The sequence below is a fragment of the Ruegeria sp. C9 genome (genome assembly GCF_056537585.1).
In genome coordinates this window covers 85411-107622 of record NZ_JBQFRU010000005.1, presented here as the reverse complement: position 1 = coordinate 107622, position 22212 = coordinate 85411, and the positions used below count along the sequence as shown (strand labels likewise).

Here is a 22212-nt window from a genome sequence, read left to right as displayed (position 1 = left end):
TATTACCTTTCTGGTGATCCACCCGGTTTTGTCCTGCGTATCGACCACAAGTCGGCAAGGCAAGCCCGGCCCATCGCCTGTGATAAAAGGGGAGAATTGCATGGCACTCGACAACGCACATGATTTTTCGATGTCCCGGCAGGCAATGAAGGCCGAGCTGCTGGATGCGGAGACTGAATTGAAACTGGCCTATGCCTGGCGCGACGAACGCGATGAGCAGGCGCTGCACCGCCTCATTACGGCTTATATGCGGCTGGCGATATCAATGGCGGCGAAATTCAAACGCTACGGCGCGCCGATGAATGATCTGATTCAGGAGGCGGGACTGGGCTTGATGAAAGCCGCCGACAAGTTCGATCCGGATCGGGGTGTGCGGTTTTCAACGTATGCAGTTTGGTGGATCAAGGCCAGCATTCAGGATTACGTGATGCGCAATTGGTCGATGGTGCGCACTGGTTCGACCTCTTCCCAGAAATCGCTGTTCTTCAACATGCGTCGGGTACAGGCGCGTCTGGAGCGCGAAGCCGCGACTGAGGGGCTGGAGCTGGATCGCCATCAGTTGCATCAGAAGATTGCCGCCGAAATCGGAGTCCCGCTGCGTGATGTCGAGATGATGGAAGGCCGTCTGGCAGGGTCCGATTTCTCGCTGAATGCGGTGCAGTCTGCAGATGAGGACGGGCGCGAGTGGATTGATGCGCTGGAAGATGACAGCGAACAAGCCGCCGAGGTAGTAGAGAACAGCCACGACAACCAGCAACTGCGCGAATGGCTGGTGGCGGCGATGCAAGCTTTGAACGATCGCGAGCGGTTTATCGTTCGCGAAAGAAAACTGCGTGAGCCTGCCCGGACGCTGGAAAGTCTTGGGAAAGAGCTTGGCCTGTCGAAAGAGCGTGTGCGCCAGCTCGAGGCGGCAGCATTCACAAAGATGCGCAAGAACCTTGAAGCGCAATCGCGCGAGGTGCAACACTTCTTCGCATGAAACCTCTTGCGATTCTTACAGCTTTTGTGTTGCTCGCCACTTTGCCTCAAACGGTTCGAGCTGCTGAATTTATCCCTCAGGACGTGTTGGCCGACATGCGGGCCGCGGATGTCGTCATTCTGGGCGAGATACATGACAACCCTCAGCATCATCTGGTTCAAGCCGAAGCAGTTGAAGCAATCACGCCCACGGCGGTTGTCTGGGAGATGGTGACCGAAGAAGGTGCTCAGCGGTTGGCTCAAAAAGCGGCAACCAATCCCGAGGAGCTGTCCCGAATTCTGCGCTGGGCAGAATCCGGCTGGCCGCCTCTTAGAATGTACTACCCCATTTTTCAGGCCGCGGATGTGCCGGTGTATGGCGCGATGGTTCCGCGTGAAGCGGCCCGCGCTGCTATGGAACGCGGGGCGGCCACAGCGTTGGGGGCTGATGCGGCCAGATATGGATTGACTGTACCCCTGTCGGATGAAGATCAAGCCGCACGCGAGGCTGATCAACTGGCGGCACATTGCGACGCATTGCCCGCTGAAGTTCTACCGCAGATGGTCGCCATTCAACGTCTGAGGGACGCTGTGTTGACCCGAGCCATTCTGCGCGCCACCGACGAAACTGGTGGGCCTGTCGCGGTCATCACTGGCAATGGCCATGCCCGTAAGGATCGCGGAATTCCGACTTTTCTGTCGCGACTGCGCCCCGGTTTGAAGGTCTTTGTGCTTGGACAATCCGAAGATGGGGTCGTGAGCGGGGATTTTGATGCTGTTATCGATAGCCCCACAGTCGAGCGAGAAGACCCCTGCAAAGCCTTTGAGGTGCAGAATTAACTGCTGGAACTGCCCGCCAGCGTTGCCTAATGTCAGGGCCGACCGGGAGGGGAAGGGCGAGCCATGCTGTCATCGAAACGTATTCTGCTGATCATCGGTGGTGGAATCGCGGCCTATAAGTCGCTGGACCTGATCCGGCGGTTGCGGGAACGTGGTGCAGCGGTCACGCCGGTTTTGACGCGTGCTGCCGAAGAATTCGTAACTCCGTTATCCGTGTCTGCCCTGGCCGGTGAAAAGGTCTATCGAGATCTCTTTGATCTGACCGATGAAGCTGAGATGGGTCATATTCAGCTTTCCCGTTCGGCTGATCTGATCGTGGTTGCTCCGGCAACGGCCGATCTGATGGGTAAGATGGCAGGCGGGTTGGCTAATGATCTGGCCTCGACCCTTTTGATGGCGACCGATACGCCGGTTCTGTGTGCGCCTGCGATGAATGTCCGCATGTGGGAGCATCCCGCAACCCGGCGCAACCATGCGCAACTGGAAGCAGACGGCGTGCGTTTTGTCGGCCCGAACGAAGGCGATATGGCTTGCGGTGAATACGGTCCGGGCCGCATGTCGGAGCCACTTGAAATTGTCGCGGCGATCGAGGCGCAGTTCGGGGATGGGCCTTTGGCTGGCAAACGTATTCTGGTGACATCGGGTCCGACACATGAACCAATGGATCCGGTACGATACATCGCCAACCGATCGTCGGGCGCTCAGGGAACAGCCGTTGCACGCGCGCTAACTGCGCTGGGGGCCGATGTTACATTTATCACGGGTCCGGCTGACGTGCCTCCTCCAGACGGCGTGAAGGTCGTGCGTGTAGAGACCGCGCTGCAAATGTCGGATGCGGTCGACGCAGCGCTTCCGGTGGATGCGGGGGTATTTGCAGCTGCAGTGGCCGATTGGCGGGTATCCAGTGCCTCGGACCGGAAGCTGAAGAAAAGCCGCGACGGGGTGCCCGCGCTAGAGTTTGCCGAGAATCCCGACATTTTGAAGCGCATCGCGCGAATGGGAAATGGCAGGCCCGTTTTGGTGGTGGGTTTTGCCGCCGAAACAGACAACGTGATCGAACATGCTACGGCCAAACGTGCCCGCAAGGGCTGTGACTGGATAGTTGCGAATGATGTCAGTCCCGCGACAGGTATCATGGGCGGTTCTGAGAATGCGGTGATCCTGATCTCAGAGCAAGGTGCCGAAGAATGGCCGCGTATGGGCAAGGATGATGTGGCAAAGCGGTTGGCAGCCAAGATCGCTGGCGCGCTGACCAGATAGCAGCCATAAAGACAAGAGGTACAGGTATGGTGGCAATTCGCGTGATCCGAGAGGAGGGGGCTGACCCGTTGGTGCCATTGCCTTCATACGAAACCGCGGGTGCTGCCGGGGCGGATGTGCGCGCCAATCTGCCTGATGGTGAGTCTGTTATTCTTGAACCGGGCCGTCGTGCGCTGATACCGACAGGCCTTAGGATCGAAATTCCGCAGGGGTTCGAGGTTCAGGTGCGTCCGCGATCGGGCCTTGCCTTGAAACACGGGATCACCTTGCCCAACACACCGGGTACAATCGACAGCGACTATCGCGGGCCGTTGGGCGTGATCGTGATGAATGCGGGTCAGGACCCCTTCGAGATTACGCATGGCGAACGTATCGCGCAACTGATCGTCGCACCGGTGGTGCAGGCCATGTTCCAGGACGTTGAGGCTCTGACCGAGACTGATCGCGGCGCGGGTGGCTTCGGCTCGACAGGGCGCGGCTGATGCTGCTGGTTCTGATCCTTGCCGCCGGGCTTTGGGGTGTCGGCTATATCGCCGGGGTGTCGCGCAGCGCGCGTCTGGTTTCCATTGGCGCGCTCTTGACAGGCGTGATTATTGCTCAACTTCTCCTGCCTGAGGGAAACCCGTTGCGTCAGGCGACCGGTGGGTCGGCAGCGATGTGGCTGATCCTCGCTGGAGCGGCTGTGCTGGTGCTGCTTTATGGGCGGGGTTTGAAGGCGTTGCGAAATCGCGCCGCGTCCGGCCAGACGTCGGAGCCCGCTAAGCCATCCGAACAGTTCAGCGAGACCGAGCTTGAACGCTATGCCCGCCACATCGTTCTGCGTGAACTGGGCGGTCCCGGCCAGAAGCGAATGAAACAGGCGCGCGTGCTGGTAATCGGTGCGGGGGGGCTCGGCGCGCCCGCCCTGCAATATTTGGCTGCCGCCGGAGTGGGAACAATCGGCGTGATCGACGATGACGTGGTCGAGAACGCCAACTTACAGCGGCAGGTGATCCACCGCGACGCAGATATCGGCATGCCCAAAGTGTTCTCGGCCCAGCAGGCGATGGTGGCGCAGAATCCCAACGTGGTCGTCTTGCCGTACCACCGTCGCCTGACCGAAGAGATTGCAGCAGATCTGTTTGCTGATTTTGATCTGATCCTCGACGGCACTGACAATTTCGACACCCGCTACCTTGCAAACCGTACGGCGGTTGCACTGGGAAAACCCCTGATATCTGGCGCGCTGTCGCAGTGGGAAGGGCAGCTCAGCGTCTTTGACCCTGCCACCACCGGCCCATGTTATCAGTGCATTTTCCCCGAAGCACCCGCCCCCGGCCTTGCGCCTTCTTGCGCCGAGGCAGGGGTGATCGGCCCACTGCCCGGCGTGGTTGGTTCGATGATGGCGATTGAGACGATCAAGGTCATCACCAGCGCTGGGCAGGCGTTGCGGGGTGAGATGTTGATCTACGATGCGCTTTACGGCGAAAGCCGCAAGATCACCCTAGCACGCCGCACCGATTGCCCGATTTGTGGGGCAGCACACTAACGCCGCCTCAAATTTTCGGGTAGCTCTGGATCATTGTGTCGGGCGGTCTTAGCTATGAGGTCAAAGGAGACCTCAATGACCAACCCGATCCTTTCTGACTGGAACACGCCCTTCGAAATCGCACCGTTTGACACAATCTCGGATGATGATTTTTCCCCCGCGCTGAAACAGGCGATGCACGCACATGATGCCGAGATTGAGGCGATAGCAGCGAGTCCGGACACGCCCACATTCGCCAATACGATCGAAGCGCTGGAGGCTGCAGGCGAGCAGTTGGATAAGGTTCTGTCGGTCTTTTTCACCGTTGCAGGTGCGGACAGCAACCCCAAGCGTGAAGAACTGCAACGCGAATTTTCGCCCAAGCTGGCGGCACACTACTCGCGCATCTCATCAAACAAAGCACTGTTTAAGCGCGTGGCGGATTTATGGGACCGGCGCGATAATCTGGACCTGACCGATGAACAGGCGCGCGTTTTGATGCTGTCTCATCGCGGGTTCGTGCGGGCGGGGGCGGCGTTGACCGGCGCCGACGATGCAAGAATGCAAGAGATCAAGGCCCGTTTGGCGTCTCTGGGCACGTCCTTCACGCAGAACTTGCTGGCGGATGAACGCGACTGGTTCATGGACTTGACCGAAGAAGACCTGCAAGGCTTGCCGGATTTTGTTATCGATGCAGCGCGCGCAGCGGGTCAGGAAAAGGGGGCGGATGGCCCGGTGGTGACCCTCTCTCGGTCGATTATCGTGCCCTTTCTGCAATTCTCGCCCCGCCGGGATTTGCGTGCAAAGGCTTATCGCGCGTGGACTGCACGGGGGGCAAATGGAGGTGAGACCGACAACCGCGAGATTGCGGCGGACATCCTGCGCCTGCGCGAAGAACGCGCCAAGCTGCTGGGGTATGCCAGCTTCGCCGCCTACAAGCTTGAGACCGAGATGGCCCGCACACCAGATCGCGTGCGAGAGCTGCTGCTGGATGTGTGGGAGCCCGCCAAATCCCGCGCCGACGCAGATGCCGAGGTGCTGACGGCAATGATGCAAGAGGATGGCGTAAATGGCCCGCTGGAGGCGTGGGATTGGCGCTACTATGCCGAGAAACGCCGCAAGGCCGAACATGATCTCGATGAAGCGGCGCTGAAGCCGTACCTGCAACTGGACCGGATGATCGAGGCGTCTTTCGCCTGCGCCACACGGCTGTTCGGGCTGGAGTTCGCGCCGCTTGATGTGCCGCTCTATCATCCCGATTGCCGTGCATGGGAGGTGACCCGTGACGGGCAGCATATTGCGGTGTTCATCGGTGACTACTTTGCGCGCGGATCGAAACGGTCGGGTGCATGGTGCAGCGCAATGCGCGGGCAGGCGAAATACCCGAAAGAACAGGCTCCGGTGGTGATCAACGTCTGTAACTTTGCCAAAGGTGACCCGGCGCTTTTGTCCTATGATGACGCCCGAACGTTGTTTCACGAGTTCGGCCATGCCCTGCACCAGATGCTGTCCAATGTGACCTATGAGAGTATCTCGGGCACCTCGGTGGCGCGTGATTTCGTTGAACTGCCCAGCCAGCTTTACGAACATTGGCTGGAAGTGCCCGAGGTATTGGCTGAGTTCGCGACCCACGCCGAAACCGGCGCGCCGATGCCGCAAGAGATGTTGGACAAAGTTCTGCAAGCGGCCAATTTCGATCAGGGGTTTCAGACGGTGGAATATGTTGCCTCGGCCCTGGTCGATCTGGCGTTTCATGAGGGGGCTGCCCCCGCTGATCCGATGGAGAAACAGGCCGAGGTGCTGGCCGAAATCGGCATGCCTCGGGCCATTGGAATGCGCCACGCCACCCCGCATTTCGCCCATGTCTTTGCAGGCGACGGTTATAGCGCGGGCTATTACAGTTATATGTGGTCCGAAGTCATGGATGCCGACGCCTTTGCTGCCTTTGAAGAAGCGGGCGGTGCGTTTGATCCCGAACGCGCCAAGGCACTGGAGGAACACATCCTTTCAACTGGCGGATCCCGCGAGGCGGAAGAGCTGTATCTGGCCTTCCGTGGACGTCTGCCTGGCGTCGAAGCCTTGCTGAAAGGCCGCGGGCTGATCGCGGCCTAGTACCCAAGCTTTCGGTCGACGAGGTGGAGAAAGGGTTCACCCGCTTCACCTCGGCGAATGTTCTCGCAGATCACCTGAGCTGCGGTAACAGGTCTGGTTTCCGAGGCGATATGCGGCGTCACCGTCACATTGGGATGTGCCCAATAGGGATGCTCGGTCGGCAGGGGTTCGGTGCGGAAGACATCCAGCGTGGCGTGCCCGACCTGCCCTGAATTCAGCGCGGCCAGCAGGGCCTCATCATCGATAAGCGGCCCGCGACCCGGGTTGATGATCTTGGCCCCTTCCGGCAACAGCGCCAGTGTTTCGGCGTTGAGCGTGTTTTCGGTCGCCGGAGTATCTGGCAGCAGCAAAACCACTATCTCGACCTGGGACAGCGCATCGCGCAGCCCGTTCTTACCATGCAGACAGGTCACGCCGGGAATAGTCTTGGCGGTACGGCTCCAACCGATGACATGGAAATTCAACGCTGCCAACGCGTGGGCCGATGCTTCACCCAATGCGCCCAAACCCAAGATGCAGACGGTGCGTTGCTGGGCCAGTGGTGGCGCATCAGGTGTCCAGACCCCATCCTGTAGCGTAATGTGTTGGTCCATCCCAAGGTGATAGCGCAGCACATGGCCCACCACCCATTCCGTCATGCCTTGCGTTAATCCCCCGTCAACCATACGCGCCAGCGGAACGGTCAAGGTTTCATTGCCCGAGATTTTCTCAACCCCCGCCCAGAGGCTCAGCACCGCCTTGAGCCGTGTAAAGGGGGTGAAATCCTGTACCCCTCCGTTCGGGGCGTAAACGATGTAGTCGACCTGATCTGCAGGGATGTCCGTGGCCAGATGAAAATCTAGCCCTGCGTCCGACAAGTATTGATGCATCAGAGCTTCATACTCAGGCCACAACTCAGGGCGCGCGGAAAACAGGACATTCACGGGCATGGGAAACCTTTCAGCGGGGACGATGTATATGGGCGCTTTGAACGATGCCAAAGGCGGCCATCAGGACCAGCATGGCCGAGCCGCCATAACTGACCATCGGCAGCGGTACTCCGACCACTGGGGCCAGCCCCATCACCATCGACATATTGACGGCAAAGAACAGGAAGAAATTCAGCGCGATCCCAAGTGTCACCAGAGACGAGAAACGATCCTTGGTCGACAGCGCCGTGACCATGCAGAAGATCAGGATCAGACCGTAAAGGATCAACAGTGTGATGCCGCCGACAAAGCCGAACTCTTCGGCCAAGGTGGTGAAGATGAAATCGGTGTGTTTTTCGGGCAGGAAGTTAAGACGTGATTGCGTTCCCTGCATGAAACCGCGCCCATTCCAGCCCCCCGAACCCAGAGCGATCTTCGATTGCGTGATGTGATATCCCGCTCCCAACGGATCGGTTGAAGGATCCAGAAACGTATCGATGCGTCGGAACTGGTAATCTTTGAGCAACTGCCATTCAGTCCCTCGGCTGTTGAACACCGCAGCAATCAGGCCAACCCCCGCTGCAATCACGGCAGCGAAATAGGCCCAATGCACCCCGGCAAGGAACATCAGACCACCACCAGCAGCCAATAACAGGATCGATGTGCCTAGGTCGGGCTGGCGCAGCACCATGAATGTCGGGATCAGGATCAGAATGACCGGGATAATCACCCAGAGCGGGCGCGAGGTTTTGTGCGCCGGCAGCCAGTCGTAATAGGCGGCCAACACCATCACCAACGCCACTTTCATTACTTCTGAGGGTTGCAGCCGCATGAAGCCCAGATCAATCCAGCGCTGCGCCCCCATGCCGATCGTTCCAAACAGTTCGACCACGACCAGTAGACCGATCGCGCCCAGATAGGCCACAACCGACATGTTCCGCCAGAACCAGATAGGCACAAGCGCGATGATAAACATGGCTGCCAAGCCCAGACCGAACCGTTCCATTTGCGGTTCCGCCCACGGCATCCAGGATCCACCCGCGACCGAGTAGAGCATCAGGAATCCCGCGCTTGCCACGCTGATCAGCAATAGGGTGAGCGGCCAGTTCATATAAAGGAACTTGCGAAACCCCGACGGCGTGGATTTGACGGCATATTCAAGATAGCTCATGCGCGGTCCTTCTCGTCAGGACGCGCTTTGGGGCGACGGTCACCCTCCAGCCGTTTCTGTTGTTCTTTGATGCGCTCTCGGTCTCCGGCCGGATACGCCTCGAGCGGTGGCGTGCCATCGTAGAGTGCCTGCAGCATGATATCGCGCGCCACTGGCGCCGCGGCTTTGGAGCCGCCGCCGCCGTGTTCCACCACCACAGCCACAGCGTATTTCGGATTGTCATAGGGGGCGAAGCTGACGAACAGGGCATGGTCTCGACGCTCCCATGGCAGGTCTTCGTTTCGGATCACACCTGCGGCGCGTTCTGCCTTGGTAATATTGCGCACCTGACTGGTGCCGGTTTTGCCTGCCATGCGGAACTCATCGGCGATGATGCGACTGCGATACGCGGTGCCACGCCTGTTATTCGAGACTGTGAACATGGCTTTGCGCACTTGCTCAAGGTTGTTACGGTTCACCTGCAGCGGCTCACCCGCGCCCGAGGGCTGCTCAACCCCATTGATTGATCGAACAAGGCGTGGTTGCACGGCGCGACCTGTCGCCAAACGCGCGGTCATCACGGCCAATTGAAGCGGTGAGGCAAGCATGAACCCCTGACCGATCGACGCGTTTGCGGTGTCGCCTACCAGCCAGTCCTGTCCGTGAACCCGCTGCTTCCATTCCTGATTGGGGGCAAGCCCGGCAGCAACGGCAGACATCGGAATGTCATGTTTGATACCCAGTCCGAAGGTGCGTGCCATCTCGGAAATCCTGTCGATCCCGACACGTATTGCCACGTCGTAATAGTAGACGTCGCAACTGCGCTTCAGCGAAGTTTCAAGGTCGACCGTCCCGTGCCCGCCGCGTTTCCAGCAGTGAAAGCGGCGGCTGCCCACTTTCATGTGACCCGGACAGTACACCGTGCTGGAAGGGCTGATCACCCCGGCTTCGAGCGCAGCCATGGCGGTGATCATTTTGAAAGTCGATCCAGGAGGGTAGGTGCCCTGTACTGTCTTATTGGCAAGCGGGCGATACTTGTCCTGCGTCAGCATCTGGTAGTCCGCCACCGAGATCCCACGCACGAACAGGTTCGGATCGAAGCTGGGGGCCGAGCTGATGGCGCGGATGTCGCCGGTTTCGCAATCGATCACGACCGCAGCGGCGCTTTCCCCAGCCAATCGCGCCTGCGCGTATTGCTGCAGATTGGCGTCGACTGACAATTGCAAATCTGCCCCGGCTTCGCCGACCTGGCGGTCCAGCTCGCGCATCACCCGGCCTGTGGCGTTGACCTCAACCCGCTTGGCCCCGGCCTTGCCGCGCAAGGTGATCTCTTGCTTGGCTTCCAGCCCGACCTTGCCGATCTGGAACCGTGGGATGCGCAGTACCGGCTCGGGGTCTTCAATCTGGCTCAGATCATAGTCGCTGACCGGGCCGACATAGCCGACTACATGGGCGAAATCTTCATAGCGCGGATACTGGCGTGTCATGCCGACCTCGGGCGTGACACCAGGCAGTGCGGGGGCATTGACCGCGACTTTCGAGATATCCTCCCACGTTACTTGATCGGCCAGCGTGACCGGCAGAAACGGGGCCGATCGGCGCATTTCGGTTTTGGCACGCTCGATCTCATCCCCGGTCAACGGGATCAGTTCCGAAAGCTTGGCGATGACCTTGTCGATATCGCCTGCATCCTCGCGCACGATGACGATGCGATAGGACTGAGAGTTTAATCCGATGATCTGCCCGTTTCGGTCATAAATCCGGCCCCGGGTTGGTGGGATCAGACGGATGTTGATCCGGTTTTCTTCGGCCAGCAGACGGTATTCATCCGCTTGATCCACCTGCATGAACCGCATCCGGGCTGCCAGCCCCCCGATAAAGGCCGCTTGTAGCCCACCGAGGATCAAGGCGCGGCGCGGCAAACGTTTGTAAGCAAGGCCCTTGGGCTTTGGTTTGCGCTGCTTCATGGCCGCACCCTTGGCATCGTGCTGTCGGCAACAGATTTGCGCCTAACGCCAAATACAGTTTGGCTCATCAAAACCATCACAGGATAGATTGCGATTGTCAGAATAACTTGCACCACTACCGGTCCCAGAGTTGCCTGTTGCACCGAGAGGATAGCAAGAATGAGTCGATTGAGCACAAACACAACCGTGATCACGGCCCCGACGGTTGCCCATTCGCCCACAAACCCGCTGTCTTTCATGCCAGCTGCAGTGGAATGAAGATAGGCTGCACCCAGAACCACTAACGCAGCAAGCAACCCGGGTGGGCGTTGCAACAGCAAATCGGCCATGAACATGACCATGGCAATGATCAGGATCGGAATATATTCCGGCCGCCGCAGCACCCATGCGTAGGTAAGAGCGATCAGTATGTCAGGAAAGGGCAGGCGATCAGGTTTTGTATCCAGCGGCAACAGGTGCAGAAACACCACAAATACCGCCAGAGCGACATAGAGACCGCGCTTGGCCCACAGATCTGAGACCGACCTATCCATCATTGACCTCGGATGGGGTCAAGGATGCTTCGGGTTGACGGGGGCCGACGATATCACCGGATTCCGTGATTGGTGGGGCCGACTGATAGCGTAGTACGCGCAGAAACTCGAGCCGCTCGAAATCTGCCGACAGCCGCACGCGCAACCTGCCACCGGGATCAACCGTGATTTGACCGATCAGCAAGCCACCGGGGAACACGCCACCATCGCCTGATGTAACGACCCGGTCGCCCGGTCGCACGAGTTCCCGGTTTTCCAGAAACTCCACCGCAGGGGCTGAAGTATTGTCTCCTGCGATCAGCGCCGTCTGCCCCGAAGGCTGGATCGTCGCCGGGATCGCGCTTGAGGCATCGGTCATCAGAATTACGCGGGCGGTATCGGGGCCCACGCCCGAAATACGTCCGACCACGCCGATCCCATCCATCGTAGCCCAGCCATCCACAATCCCGTCACGCTCGCCTACGTTCAGCAGCACAGATTGCCGGAAGGGTGAGCCGCTATCCGCCATCACCACCCCGGTGACATAGGTCAGGCGCGGATCGAGCCGAACATTGTTAAGGTCCAGCAGGCGGGCGTTTTCCTGTTCCAGCTGCAGCGCGGCCTCTTTCCAGGCGCGCATCAGGCGCAGCTCGCTGCGCAATTCCTGGTTCTGCTCGCTGAGCCGCTGATAGCTTTGGAAATCACGAGACAGGTTCACCAGCGCAGTGACCGGGACCATTGCCCACTCCATCGAGGGGACTACCGTATCCACCACCTGCGCGCGGAACCGTTCCACTCGCGGGCTGTCGATGCGCCAGATCAGGAAGATACCCAGCAGGCACAGGACCACGATCCCCAGCAGCAGGCGGCGCAAAGGGGTCGTGTATTCGTCGCGCTGTGAACGGTCTTTTGCCACAGGTTACCTTCCCGTGCTGCTCGCGTCCGTTTGTTACCCTTCAAAGGGTGCGCGCCTTAGCTTTCGTAGTCAATCGCGTGGCGCAGTTGTTTTTCGTATTCCAGCGCCTTGCCGGTGCCCAAAGCCACACAATTCAGGCTTTCATCGGCAATCGACACGGCCAGTCCGGTCTGCTCGCGCAGCGCCAGATCCAGATCGCCCAGCAGCGCGCCGCCGCCGGTCAGCATCACGCCCCGGTCCACGATGTCCGCCGCTAGATCGGGCGGCGTGGTTTCCAGAGCTGTCATTACCGCCTCGCAAATCTGCTGCACGGGTTCAGACAGCGCTTCGGCCACCTGAGCTTGGCTGATCTCGATTTCCTTGGGCACACCGTTCAGCAGGTCGCGACCCCGGATATGCATCGACTGGCCACGGCCATCGTCCGGCATCCGTGCGGTACCGATGGTGGTCTTGATCCGTTCCGCAGTTGATTCACCCACCAGCAGGTTCTGTTGACGCCGCAGGTACGAGATGATCGCCTCATCCATCCGGTCGCCACCAACGCGGACCGAGCGGGCATAGACGATATCGCCCAGCGACAGAACCGCGACCTCGGTGGTACCGCCGCCGATATCGACAACCATGTTGCCGGTCGGATCGGTTATCGGCATCCCCGCGCCAATCGCAGCCGCAATTGGTTCGGCAATCAGGCCCGCGCGGCGCGCGCCTGCGGACAGAACCGACTGGCGGATTGCGCGTTTTTCAACCGGGGTTGCGCCATGAGGGACGCAAACGATGATCTTGGGTTTCGAGAACGTCGAGCGTTTATGCACCTTGCGGATGAAATGCTTGATCATCTCTTCGGCGGTGTCGAAGTCCGCGATGACACCCTCGCGCATCGGACGGATGGCTTCAATGGAGCCCGGGGTCCGGCCCAACATCAGCTTGGCGTCCTCGCCAACAGCAAGGACTTTCTTGACCCCATCCTTGACGTGGTAGGCAACGACCGAGGGCTCAGACAGGATCACTCCGCGCCCTTTGACATAAACCAGCGTGTTCGCTGTTCCAAGGTCGATAGCCATGTCCGCTGTGAACAGGCCGCCCAGATTGCCAAAGATGCCCATATTTCCCTGATCCCGTTTGTCAGAATTTCCACTGCCCGCGACTCGACGGTTCCGGGACGGATGCCTTATAGGGTGCCAACTCGCCCGGTTAAAGGGCTGATTCCGCGACAATCAGCACCTTTCCGCCTTATTGATGGGGACTTTAGAAGGCAAAATGCTCTCATATCAACACATTTACCACGCTGGGAATCTGGCTGATGTACAAAAGCACGCTTTATTGGCATGGACGCTGCGTTATCTGACTCAAAAGGACAAGCCGCTCAGCTATATCGAAGCACATTCCGGGCGTGGATTGTATCACCTTGATGCGGCCGAGGCGGTTCGGACCGGAGAAGCCGAAGCGGGTATTGGGCGCGTTCGGCGCGAAGGTTGGTTTGATTTCGATCACCCAATGGCGCAGGTGCTGGATACCATACAGGCCAGTCACGGCGTGCAAGCGTATCCCGGTTCACCTCTGATCGCGGCCAACCTGCTGCGAAAACAGGATAGCCTGCATTTCGCCGAGCTGCATCCGCAGGAACATACGGCACTCTCACTGGCGCTGTCTCCTTTCGGGGCGAAGGTCTATCGGCAGGATGGGCTTGAGTTGGCCCAATCGTTGCTGCCTCCGACCCCGAGGCGGGGAATGGTGCTGATCGATCCCAGTTATGAAGTAAAAGCCGAGTATGACCGTTTGCCTGGGGTGATCGCGAAGCTGCACCGCAAATGGAATGTGGGTGTGATCGCACTTTGGTATCCAATCCTGACGGATGCACGTCACAAGGCTATGATTTCGTCTCTGAAATCCGCTGGATATCCCAAAACGATTTGCCATGAGGTCACGTTCCCTCCGGCGCGGGAAGGTCATCGCATGGTCGGATCAGGTATGTTCATGTTGAATGCACCCTTCGGGATCGAAGACGAAACGCGCCGCTTGTCGGAGCTGTTCGCTCAGCTTTGATAAGCAAGAATTATACAGGGAAAACTCCCGTCCTGTTTGCCCGCATCAAAGATGCCGTCAAACGCGTTGGGCCCGGCAGGGCGCCAGTGGCGCGCTGCCGGGCCCAATACCCAAGAAGGGTCGGCGAAGCCGGGCCGCCGCGGGCGCGGGAGCCATTCGCCTTACCCTTCAATCAGGTCAGGTCTTTGTAGCTGATCTCGCGTGTATCTGCCCCCGGACCAGCCTTTTCACGACGCATGATCAGGCGGTTCAGCGCGTGGATATAGGCTTTGGCCGACGCAACCACCGTATCTGTATTTGCAGACTGACCGGTGGCGATCATACCATCCTCCTCCAGACGGACCGAAACCGTGGCTTGCGCGTCCGTACCTTCGGTTACCGCATGCACCTGATACAGTTGCAGCCGCGCAGTGTTGGGATAGATCGCCCGGATCGCCCGGAAGGTTGCGTCGACTGGGCCGTCACCGTTTTCCGTGGCGATCCTGTCTGCACCCTCTACCTCCAGCTCGACCGTCGCTTCGGCCTGACCTCCGGTACCGCAGGTCACTTTCATCGACACCAGTTGAAGATGATCGTCCGCTTCGTCGTCGACGCTCATCAACGCGATGAGGTCATCGTCAAAGACTTCTTTCTTGCGGTCGGCCAGATCCTTGAAGCGCACAAAAATGTCTTTGAGCTGGTTGTCACCAACCTCATACCCCAGCGTTTCGAGCTTATCGCGCAGCGCAGCGCGGCCCGAATGCTTGCCCAGCGGCAAAGAGGTGCCAGAGAGCCCAATGTCTTCAGGGCGCATGATCTCGAAGTTTTCTCGGTTCTTCAGCATGCCATCCTGATGGATGCCGCTTTCATGGGCAAATGCGTTCTTTCCAACGATGGCCTTGTTGAACTGCACCGGAAATCCGGCCACGGTCGCGACCCGGCGTGAAATATGCATGATCTTGGTGGTGTCGATGCCAGTATGCCACGGCATGATGTCGTTGCGTGTGCGCAACGCCATCACAACTTCTTCCAGCGCGGTGTTGCCTGCGCGTTCACCCAACCCGTTTATGGTGCATTCGATCTGACGCGCACCACCTGCGACCGCTGCCAGAGAGTTCGCTGTCGCCATGCCAAGGTCGTTGTGGCAGTGGGTGGCAAAGATTACCTCATCCGCGCCGGGAACCGTCTCGATCAGGCGCTTGATCAGATCTGCAGACTCGACCGGGGCAGTATAACCGACAGTATCGGGGATATTGATCGTGGTGGCGCCAGCCTTGATTGCAATCTCGATCACACGGCACAAATAATCCCATTCGGTCCGGGTCGCATCCATCGGCGACCACTGCACGTTTTCGCAAAGGTTGCGCGCGTGGCTGACCGTTTCGTGGATCTTGTCGGCCATCTCGTCTTGCGTCAGATTTGGTATCGCCCGGTGCAGCGGAGAGGTGCCTATGAAGGTGTGAATACGGTTCTTCTCGGCGTTTTTCACGGCCTCCCAACATCGGTCGATATCGGCGAAATTGGCGCGGGCCAGACCACAGATGCGGCTGTTCTTCGACCGCTCGGCAATCTCGGACACCGCTTTGAAGTCGCCTTCCGATGCAATGGGGAATCCGGCTTCGATGATGTCGACGCCCATCTCATCCAGAAGCTCGGCAATTTCGAGCTTTTCGTTGTGGGTCATGGTCGCGCCGGGGCTCTGCTCGCCGTCGCGCAAGGTGGTGTCGAAGATCACGACGCGGTCTTGGTCGGTCACGTTTGTCATGGGGTTCTCTTTCTTCTTCTGTCCTAAAGCCTCTTGGCGCGCGGGCGTCCTCCTCTGAGCGGGCGCGCCGGATGGCACGCTCAGAGGCGGATTAGGATCAGTAGACCACGCAGCAACGCGCCGCTGGGTGCGGCGTTTGCAAAAGCGATATCTGCGCGGTTGATCATGGGGATCAGCTTATACAGGGCGCGCGGCGAATGAAAAGCGGGAAATTTACGGGGGAACAAAAATGACGGTGGAGTTGAAGCGATGAAGCTTTCGGCTAACTTCTCGTGCATGAAAACTGCATTAATCATCGGAGCTTCTGGCGGTATCGGGCGCGTTTTGAATGACTACCTGACAACGGATGGTGTCAAAGTCACCCGACTGGCCAGATCAACGGATGGGTTTGACCTGACCGACCCGGATGGCGCAGAGCGTATGCTGGCGTCCCTTTCTGATCCGTTTGATCTGATCCTGGTAGCCTCAGGGGCGCTTGAGATTAACGGTATGGGTCCGGAAAAATCTATGCGCACCTTGTCCGCGAAGGCGATGATGGACCAGTTTGCACTGAACGCAGTTGGCCCGGCCTTGGTGTTGAAGCACATGCACCGCCTGCTGCCACGCGACCGCAGATCGGTGATCGCCGTGCTGTCGGCCCGGGTTGGTTCAATCGGGGACAACCGGCTGGGTGGGTGGGTCAGTTATCGTGCGGCCAAGGCGGCTGTGAATCAGATAGTACATACGGCTGCCATCGAATTGGCGCGCACGCACAAACAGGCCATATGTGTCGCTTTGCACCCCGGAACAGTCAAAACGGCCTTTACCGAAAAGTACCTTGCCCGCCACCCGGCTGTTGAACCCAATGAGGCCGCAGCCAATCTGCTGTCCGTCATCAATGGACTTACCCCCTCTGACTCGGGCAGTTTTTACGATTGGGCTGGCAAGCGCGTGCCTTGGTAGGGCTGATTTAGCCGTCGTTTATATCCGGGTCTGTCGCGTCAGGGGCGGGCGCGTCGGGGGTAGAGTCGGACTCAGGGGTTTCAGCACCCGCAGCGGGGTTTTCGGGCGCAATCTCTGTCTCGGTCGCCAGCGTGTCATTTTCCCAAACGCCGGTCTCAACCTCGCCGCCTGCGAAACGCATCGTGCCGTCACCATGGCGTTTGTTTTCCAGGAAATTGCCCTCATAGACATCCCCGGTCTCATAGGTGGCGGTTCCAAAGCCAGTGATCTTGCCGTCGGCCCAGTCGCCTGTGTAGCTGTATCCGCCCGGTCGGGTCAGTGTTCCCTTGCCGTGACGCTTGCCATTCAGAAAATCGCCTTCGTAAATGATCCCGTCCGGAAACGTAGCCTTGCCCTTCCCCTGTCGGACGCCGTCTACCCAATCGCCATCATAGCGATAGCCATTTGCAAAGGTCAGAATACCTTTGCCGTCGAAGCGGGCGTTTTTGAACTGGCCCGTATAAGCCGTTCCGTTGGGATAGGTTGCCGTGCCGGTGCCCTCAAAAATCCCGGCGATCCAGTTGCCGTCGTAAACTGATCCGTCGGGGTATGTCGTTTGCCCCTTGCCATGAGGCAGGTCATCCAGAAAGTCGCCGATATAAACCGAACCATCGGGATAGAGCATCTCGCCCAGGCCCTCAATCTGGCCCTTTTGCCAGGCACCTGTGTACGCAAACCCGTCGCTGCCCTTGTAGGTGCCCTGACCATGGCGCTGGTCGTCAGCATAGTCGCCTTCATAGGTCGCACCGTTGGCGTATATGGACTTGCCTTTGCCCTGTCGGCGATTTTCGACCATTTCGCCTTCGTAGACATCTCCGTTGGGTTGAACCAAACGGCCTGTTCCGGCCATCTGGTCGTTGGCCCAGGACCCAGCATAAGTCATGCCGTCTACCCAGACTTGACTACCCTGACCATGCCGTTGCCCGCCATTCAAGTCGCCCTCATAGGTACTTCCATCGGCGTAGGTGATCTTGGCGCTGCCGGTTTTCTGGCCGTTTACCCAGTCGCCCTCATAAACCGAGCCATCCGGGCCGGTCAGCACGCCGTGACCGTGATATCTGGCGTCCTTGAAGCCGCCCTCGTATCGCGAGCCGTTGGAATATGTCGCAATACCGGTTCCGTTTATCGTGCCGTTGGCCCACTCGCCCTCATAGGACTGGCCATCAGAATAGACGATTCTGCCGCGCCCTTCCGGTTGGCCCTTGGCGAATGTCCCTTCATAGACCGAGCCATTGGCATAGCGCGCGGTGCCTTGCCCCTGAATCTCTCCCTCGACCCATTGACCAGAATATTCAAAACCATTCGGCAGGCGATAAGTGCCGGTGCCATGGCGCAGGCCATTTTCGAACGTGCCCTCATAGACGCCCCCGACATCGTCATCAGCGATGACAATCTGACCGTCCTGTTGGGCCATCGCAAAAGGGGCCAGCATTGCAAGCATTGCAGCGGTAAGGGATGTGCGGATCGCTTTCATTTTTGTACCTGCCTGCGGTGTTTGTGTTGGCGCAAAACTAAGATACCGCCGAGGGCAGAGCAACGGCTTTTGGCGCATTTGCCTTTCACTCGCGGTGTGATCTGCTAAATCCCTGAAAGACATGAGGGCAAGAGGGCAAAAATGGCCGATCGTTTCCGCATCACTCTGGCGCAATTGAACCCAACGGTTGGGGATATCGACGGTAATGCCACCAAGGCTGCTGCAGCCTGGCAGCAAGGGCGCGCTGCACAGGCCGATCTTGTAGCGCTGCCCGAGATGTTCATCACTGGCTACAATACTCAGGATCTGGTGATGAAGCCCGTTTTTCATCAGGCAGCGATGAAGGCGGTGCAGGCGTTGGCTGAAGACTGCGCCGAAGGCCCGGCGCTGGCAATCGGCGGCCCCTGGGTCGAAGATGGGAAGCTTTATAACGCCTACCTGATCCTCAAAGGTGGGCGGATTGTCAGCAAAGTTCTTAAACATCATTTGCCCAATGAAACCGTCTTTGATGAAGTTCGTCTTTATGATGCGGGTCCTATGGGCGGCCCTTATGCGGTTGGAAATGTTCGTATCGGTAGCCCGATTTGCGAGGATGGCTGGCACGAGGATGTCGCTGAGACACTGGAAGAAACCGGGGCCGAGTTTCTGCTGATCCCCAACGGCTCGCCCTATTTTCGAAACAAATACGATATCCGGTTGAACCACATGGTGGCTCGCACGGTCGAAACGGGCCTGCCGGTAATCTACCTGAACATGGTCGGCGGGCAGGATGATCAGGTTTTCGACGGTGCTACGTTTGGATTGAACCCGGGTGGAGAGCTTGCGTTCCGCATGCCCGTCTTCGATGAGGCCGTCAGCCATATCGATCTGTCGCGCCAAGATGACGGATGGCGTATTGTGGCTGGTGAAGTCGTGCCGCAACCCGACGAATGGGAGCAGGATTATCGCGCGATGGTGCAATCTCTGCGCGATTACATGGGCAAGACGGGGTTTGGCAAAGCTGTGCTGGGGTTGTCGGGCGGCGTCGACTCGGCGCTGGTGGCCGCAATAGCCGTGGATGCGATCGGTGCGGAAAATGTACGCTGCGTAATGCTGCCTTCGGAATATACAAGCCAAAGTTCTTTGGATGATGCCGAAGCCGTCGCCAAGGCGCTGGGAGTGCACTACGACTTTGTGCCGATCTCTGAGGGACGCGCAGCGGTAACCAACACTTTGGCTCCGCTTTTTGCAGGGCGGAATGAGGACCTGACCGAAGAAAATGTCCAGTCTCGCCTGCGCGGTCTTCTGCTAATGGCGATTTCGAACAAGTTTGGCGAGATGCTGCTGACCACCGGCAACAAGTCCGAGGTCGCAGTGGGATATGCCACCATTTATGGAGACATGAACGGCGGCTATAACCCGATCAAGGATCTGTACAAAACTCGCGTGTTCGAGACCTGCCGCTGGCGCAACGCCAATCATCGCGACTGGATGATGGGACCCGAAGACGAAGTCATACGCCCTTCGGTGATCGACAAGCCGCCAAGTGCTGAATTGCGTGAAGATCAGAAAGATAGCGACAGCCTGCCGGACTACCCTGTTCTCGATGCGATTCTTGATATCTTGGTAGATCAGGATGGCTCAATCGCCGACTGCGTTGCAGCCGGATTTGACGAGGCCGAGGCCCGGCGGGTCGAACACCTAATTTACATTAGTGAATACAAGCGCTTCCAGTCCGCGCCTGGCACACGGTTGACGCCACGGGCCTTCTGGCTGGATCGTCGCTATCCGATTGTAAATCGCTGGCGGGATAGAACGTAAGCACCGCTCTGGTTGAAGAATTTACCATTGTTTCGAAAGTGCATGGTAATGCGGATTTCTGCGGCAGTTTGTTTATCCATTTCAGCCAGTTGTGCGGTGAAAAGACTATGTTTCGCTTGTACGCGCGTCCTTTTTTTGCCACATTTACGACAGGGGTCTGCCTCATATGGGGCGGATGTGACGCAATCCGGTAGGTTGTCCTGCCATTTTCAGAGCCGATGACCGGGATTGTGGAACTGGGAAAAGGCATCCGTGTTTGGGATGTCAGTAAAGGTATTGGTGGTCAAATGACGAATGGATACGATAAGCCGCTTCATTCTCCGTTGCAGTTGAAGCCTATGGAATCAGCGCCGCGCAAGTTGGATGAACAGGCGCTGGATGCTGCGATTGCAGACATTATGAGCCAGGAAGAGCCGACGCCCGACGCGGTGGCAGGCCCGGTTCCGTTGCGATCGGAATTTCCGGTGTTGCAGCCACAGGAATCGCTTGCATCAAAGTCCGATCCCAAGCTCAGCACGGTACTGCGCCAGAAATGGGCGCAACTTTCCGGGGCGGCGTAATCTGAACGCATCTGCGCGGCGTAATTCGCCGCGCATTGGCCAATTGGCCACAGGTTCCGGCAATTGCCCGGGACCAATCGTTTTCTACATTGCCAGTGAAATCGCCTTCAGGCTGGATGTCGCTCCGATGAACGAGCACCGAGCGGTTAATGCCAGGCCCCACACCGACACCCGTCGAATCTGATCTCACACTTCCCAAACACGTAGATGTTGTCGTCATAGGTGGTGGAATCATCGGGGCTTCGGCTGCCTTCGAGCTTGCTGAGCGAGGTGTTTCCGTTCTGTTGTGCGAGAAAGGCCGGATTGCGGGCGAGCAAAGCTCGCGCAATTGGGGCTGGGTGCGCCTTGGGACACGTGATCCGCGCGAGATCCCCCTGATGCAAGAGGCGCTTAGAATCTGGCAAGGGCTGGATGCGCGATTGGGACGCGCCACAGGCTATGTTCAATCAGGAATCGTGTTTGGCGCGTCTGGCGCACGAGACGATGAAAACCTGACGCGATGGCTGGACCATGTTGAAGGGCTGCAAACAGGTGCTCGCATGGTATCCGGCCCTGAACTGGACGGGTTGCTGTCGGATAACAGTATGAAACTGCGCTCAGCGCTTTACATGCCGCAGGACGGGCGCGCCGAGCCGCAATGGGCGGCCCCCGCAATCGCCGAGGCGGCGCGCGACCGTGGTGCCGCGATCATGACGCAATGCGCGGTGCGAAGTGTCGATGTTGCTGCGGGCCGGATCGCAGGTGTTTTCACCGAACGCGGCCGCGTAAGGTGTAGTCAAGTCGTACTTGCAGGCGGAGCCTGGTCTCGGCTGTTTGCTGGGAACGCTGGAATCGCTCTGCCACAGCTCAAAGTGCTCAATACGGTCATGCGGACTTCTCCGGTTGCAGCAGGGCCAGAGGTGTCGCTTTGGAGTGATGATTTTGCCATTCGAAAGCGCTCGGACGGGGGATACACTATAGCTTCGGGTCACGAGAATACAGTGGATATCGTTCCTGACAGTTTCCGACTCGGGTTGCAGTTTCTGCCCGCATTCCGGCAAGAGTGGCGGTCCTTAAGGTTTCGCTTTTCGAGACGCTGGATGGTCGAGGCGAATGAGGATCGAAGCTGGCTGCCGACCGATGTGACACCGTTTGAACATTGCCGAGTACTCGCCCCGGAACCTTCCCAGAAAGTGTTGCGAAGGGCGTGGGCCAACGCCCGCAAGGCGTTGCCTGCGCTTGATAGTGCGGAGATCGTGCAAAGCTGGGCCGGCCTGATCGATGTGACCCCGGATGCGATCCCGGTCATCTCGAAAGTGGACGCGGTGCTGGGCCTGCATATTGCCACCGGTTTCTCTGGCCACGGTTTTGGCATCGGTCCTGCCGCAGGTCGATTAGTGGCGGACCTTGTTACGGAAAGCACGCCTTGCGTTGATCCGACCGCCTTTCGCCTGCCCCGTTTCACGGATGGGTCAAAAGTGCGGCCGGATGCTGGTTTTTAG

At 58.6% G+C, this 22212-nt stretch carries 19 protein-coding genes; 11 read left to right on the top strand and 8 right to left on the bottom strand.

Features of this window, described 5'->3' with window-relative positions; genetic code table 11:
* Positions 1-100: 100 nt before the first annotated feature.
* From ACR0NE_RS13985 to ACR0NE_RS13960, 6 genes are all read left to right on the top strand, one after another.
* Complete coding sequence (locus ACR0NE_RS13985; RefSeq protein WP_170423772.1) at positions 101-979, top strand: RNA polymerase factor sigma-32; 879 nt, start codon at positions 101-103, stop codon at positions 977-979.
* Positions 976-1797: a ChaN family lipoprotein gene (locus tag ACR0NE_RS13980; protein WP_170395880.1), complete on the top strand. Its 822-nt coding sequence runs from the start codon at positions 976-978 to the stop codon at positions 1795-1797. The genes ACR0NE_RS13985 and ACR0NE_RS13980 overlap by 4 nt, the downstream gene beginning before the upstream one ends.
* Positions 1798-1860: 63 nt before the next feature.
* On the top strand, positions 1861-3057 hold the full coding sequence (gene coaBC, locus ACR0NE_RS13975) for a bifunctional phosphopantothenoylcysteine decarboxylase/phosphopantothenate--cysteine ligase CoaBC (RefSeq protein ID WP_170597296.1): 1197 nt from the start codon (positions 1861-1863) through the stop codon (positions 3055-3057).
* Between the two features lie 26 nt (positions 3058-3083).
* Complete coding sequence (dut, locus tag ACR0NE_RS13970) at positions 3084-3539, top strand: dUTP diphosphatase (RefSeq protein WP_170423776.1); 456 nt, start codon at positions 3084-3086, stop codon at positions 3537-3539.
* A complete protein-coding gene (locus tag ACR0NE_RS13965; RefSeq protein WP_170597297.1) occupies positions 3539-4585 on the top strand; it encodes a molybdopterin-synthase adenylyltransferase MoeB in 1047 nt (348 codons plus the stop codon). Before dut ends, ACR0NE_RS13965 begins: the two co-directional genes overlap by 1 nt.
* Positions 4586-4660: 75 nt before the next feature.
* Entirely contained in the window at positions 4661-6676 is a 2016-nt protein-coding gene (locus ACR0NE_RS13960; protein ID WP_170597298.1) for a M3 family metallopeptidase, read from the top strand.
* On the opposite strand, the gene ACR0NE_RS13955 is transcribed toward ACR0NE_RS13960, so the two are convergent.
* Genes ACR0NE_RS13955 through ACR0NE_RS13930 form a run of 6 tightly spaced genes read right to left on the bottom strand, consistent with a single transcriptional unit; the run spans position 6673 to position 13232 of the window.
* Complete coding sequence (locus tag ACR0NE_RS13955) at positions 6673-7605, bottom strand: 2-hydroxyacid dehydrogenase (protein ID WP_170597299.1); 933 nt, start codon at positions 7603-7605, stop codon at positions 6673-6675. The genes ACR0NE_RS13960 and ACR0NE_RS13955 overlap by 4 nt on opposite strands.
* 10 nt (positions 7606-7615) lie before the next feature.
* Positions 7616-8755: a rod shape-determining protein RodA gene (gene rodA / locus ACR0NE_RS13950; protein ID WP_170597300.1), complete on the bottom strand. Its 1140-nt coding sequence runs from the start codon at positions 8753-8755 to the stop codon at positions 7616-7618.
* Positions 8752-10701 carry a penicillin-binding protein 2 gene (mrdA, locus tag ACR0NE_RS13945; protein WP_170512994.1) on the bottom strand — a complete coding sequence of 650 codons (1950 nt, stop codon included), beginning with the start codon at positions 10699-10701 and terminating at the stop codon, positions 8752-8754. Before mrdA ends, rodA begins: the two co-directional genes overlap by 4 nt.
* Positions 10698-11234 carry a rod shape-determining protein MreD gene (locus ACR0NE_RS13940; protein WP_170597301.1) on the bottom strand — a complete coding sequence of 179 codons (537 nt, stop codon included), beginning with the start codon at positions 11232-11234 and terminating at the stop codon, positions 10698-10700. The genes mrdA and ACR0NE_RS13940 overlap by 4 nt, the downstream gene beginning before the upstream one ends.
* The gene (mreC, locus tag ACR0NE_RS13935) at positions 11227-12129 is read right to left on the bottom strand and encodes a rod shape-determining protein MreC (protein ID WP_170423788.1); all 903 of its coding nucleotides are present in this window, start codon (positions 12127-12129) and stop codon (positions 11227-11229) included. The genes ACR0NE_RS13940 and mreC overlap by 8 nt, the downstream gene beginning before the upstream one ends.
* Positions 12130-12185: 56 nt before the next feature.
* Entirely contained in the window at positions 12186-13232 is a 1047-nt protein-coding gene (locus ACR0NE_RS13930; RefSeq protein WP_039523195.1) for a rod shape-determining protein, read from the bottom strand.
* Positions 13233-13386: 154 nt separating this feature from the next.
* Here ACR0NE_RS13930 and ACR0NE_RS13925 point away from each other — a divergent pair, with 154 nt between their 5' ends.
* Entirely contained in the window at positions 13387-14172 is a 786-nt protein-coding gene (locus ACR0NE_RS13925) for a 23S rRNA (adenine(2030)-N(6))-methyltransferase RlmJ (RefSeq protein WP_170597302.1), read from the top strand.
* Positions 14173-14344: 172 nt separating this feature from the next.
* On the opposite strand, the gene ACR0NE_RS13920 is transcribed toward ACR0NE_RS13925, so the two are convergent.
* Entirely contained in the window at positions 14345-15916 is a 1572-nt protein-coding gene (locus ACR0NE_RS13920) for a 2-isopropylmalate synthase (protein WP_170597303.1), read from the bottom strand.
* Between the two features lie 276 nt (positions 15917-16192).
* On the opposite strand from ACR0NE_RS13920, the gene ACR0NE_RS13915 reads away from it, so the two are divergent.
* Positions 16193-16858, top strand: coding sequence for an SDR family NAD(P)-dependent oxidoreductase (locus tag ACR0NE_RS13915; protein ID WP_170597304.1), 666 nt, complete (start codon positions 16193-16195; stop codon positions 16856-16858).
* Positions 16859-16865: 7 nt separating this feature from the next.
* On the opposite strand, the gene ACR0NE_RS13910 is transcribed toward ACR0NE_RS13915, so the two are convergent.
* Positions 16866-18371, bottom strand: a complete 1506-nt coding sequence (locus ACR0NE_RS13910; protein ID WP_170597305.1) for a 2-isopropylmalate synthase — start codon at positions 18369-18371, stop codon at positions 16866-16868.
* Between the two features lie 141 nt (positions 18372-18512).
* Between ACR0NE_RS13910 and ACR0NE_RS13905 the strand changes: the two genes are divergently transcribed.
* The 3 genes from ACR0NE_RS13905 to ACR0NE_RS13895 all read left to right on the top strand — a co-directional run bounded on the left by ACR0NE_RS13905 (position 18513) and on the right by ACR0NE_RS13895 (position 22212).
* Positions 18513-20171 carry an NAD+ synthase gene (locus ACR0NE_RS13905; RefSeq protein ID WP_170597306.1) on the top strand — a complete coding sequence of 553 codons (1659 nt, stop codon included), beginning with the start codon at positions 18513-18515 and terminating at the stop codon, positions 20169-20171.
* Positions 20172-20389: 218 nt separating this feature from the next.
* Entirely contained in the window at positions 20390-20731 is a 342-nt protein-coding gene (locus ACR0NE_RS13900; RefSeq protein ID WP_170408289.1) for a hypothetical protein, read from the top strand.
* A gap of 149 nt (positions 20732-20880) precedes the next feature.
* The gene (locus ACR0NE_RS13895) at positions 20881-22212 is read left to right on the top strand and encodes an NAD(P)/FAD-dependent oxidoreductase (protein WP_170597307.1); all 1332 of its coding nucleotides are present in this window, start codon (positions 20881-20883) and stop codon (positions 22210-22212) included.

Coding starts and splice junctions, on each gene's coding strand:
- ACR0NE_RS13895 (WP_170597307.1), top strand. CDS start 20,881: ATGCCAGGCCCCACACCGACACCCGTCGAATCTGATCTCACACTTCCC.
- ACR0NE_RS13965 (WP_170597297.1), top strand. CDS start 3,539: ATGCTGCTGGTTCTGATCCTTGCCGCCGGGCTTTGGGGTGTCGGCTAT.
- ACR0NE_RS13960 (WP_170597298.1), top strand. CDS start 4,661: ATGACCAACCCGATCCTTTCTGACTGGAACACGCCCTTCGAAATCGCA.
- ACR0NE_RS13955 (WP_170597299.1), bottom strand. CDS start 7,605: ATGCCCGTGAATGTCCTGTTTTCCGCGCGCCCTGAGTTGTGGCCTGAG.
- ACR0NE_RS13925 (WP_170597302.1), top strand. CDS start 13,387: ATGCTCTCATATCAACACATTTACCACGCTGGGAATCTGGCTGATGTA.
- dut (WP_170423776.1), top strand. CDS start 3,084: ATGGTGGCAATTCGCGTGATCCGAGAGGAGGGGGCTGACCCGTTGGTG.
- ACR0NE_RS13985 (WP_170423772.1), top strand. CDS start 101: ATGGCACTCGACAACGCACATGATTTTTCGATGTCCCGGCAGGCAATG.
- ACR0NE_RS13940 (WP_170597301.1), bottom strand. CDS start 11,234: ATGGATAGGTCGGTCTCAGATCTGTGGGCCAAGCGCGGTCTCTATGTC.
- ACR0NE_RS13930 (WP_039523195.1), bottom strand. CDS start 13,232: ATGGGCATCTTTGGCAATCTGGGCGGCCTGTTCACAGCGGACATGGCT.
- ACR0NE_RS13980 (WP_170395880.1), top strand. CDS start 976: ATGAAACCTCTTGCGATTCTTACAGCTTTTGTGTTGCTCGCCACTTTG.
- ACR0NE_RS13910 (WP_170597305.1), bottom strand. CDS start 18,371: ATGAAAGCGATCCGCACATCCCTTACCGCTGCAATGCTTGCAATGCTG.
- ACR0NE_RS13905 (WP_170597306.1), top strand. CDS start 18,513: ATGGCCGATCGTTTCCGCATCACTCTGGCGCAATTGAACCCAACGGTT.
- rodA (WP_170597300.1), bottom strand. CDS start 8,755: ATGAGCTATCTTGAATATGCCGTCAAATCCACGCCGTCGGGGTTTCGC.
- ACR0NE_RS13920 (WP_170597303.1), bottom strand. CDS start 15,916: ATGACAAACGTGACCGACCAAGACCGCGTCGTGATCTTCGACACCACC.
- coaBC (WP_170597296.1), top strand. CDS start 1,861: ATGCTGTCATCGAAACGTATTCTGCTGATCATCGGTGGTGGAATCGCG.
- mrdA (WP_170512994.1), bottom strand. CDS start 10,701: ATGAAGCAGCGCAAACCAAAGCCCAAGGGCCTTGCTTACAAACGTTTG.
- ACR0NE_RS13915 (WP_170597304.1), top strand. CDS start 16,193: ATGAAAACTGCATTAATCATCGGAGCTTCTGGCGGTATCGGGCGCGTT.
- ACR0NE_RS13900 (WP_170408289.1), top strand. CDS start 20,390: ATGACCGGGATTGTGGAACTGGGAAAAGGCATCCGTGTTTGGGATGTC.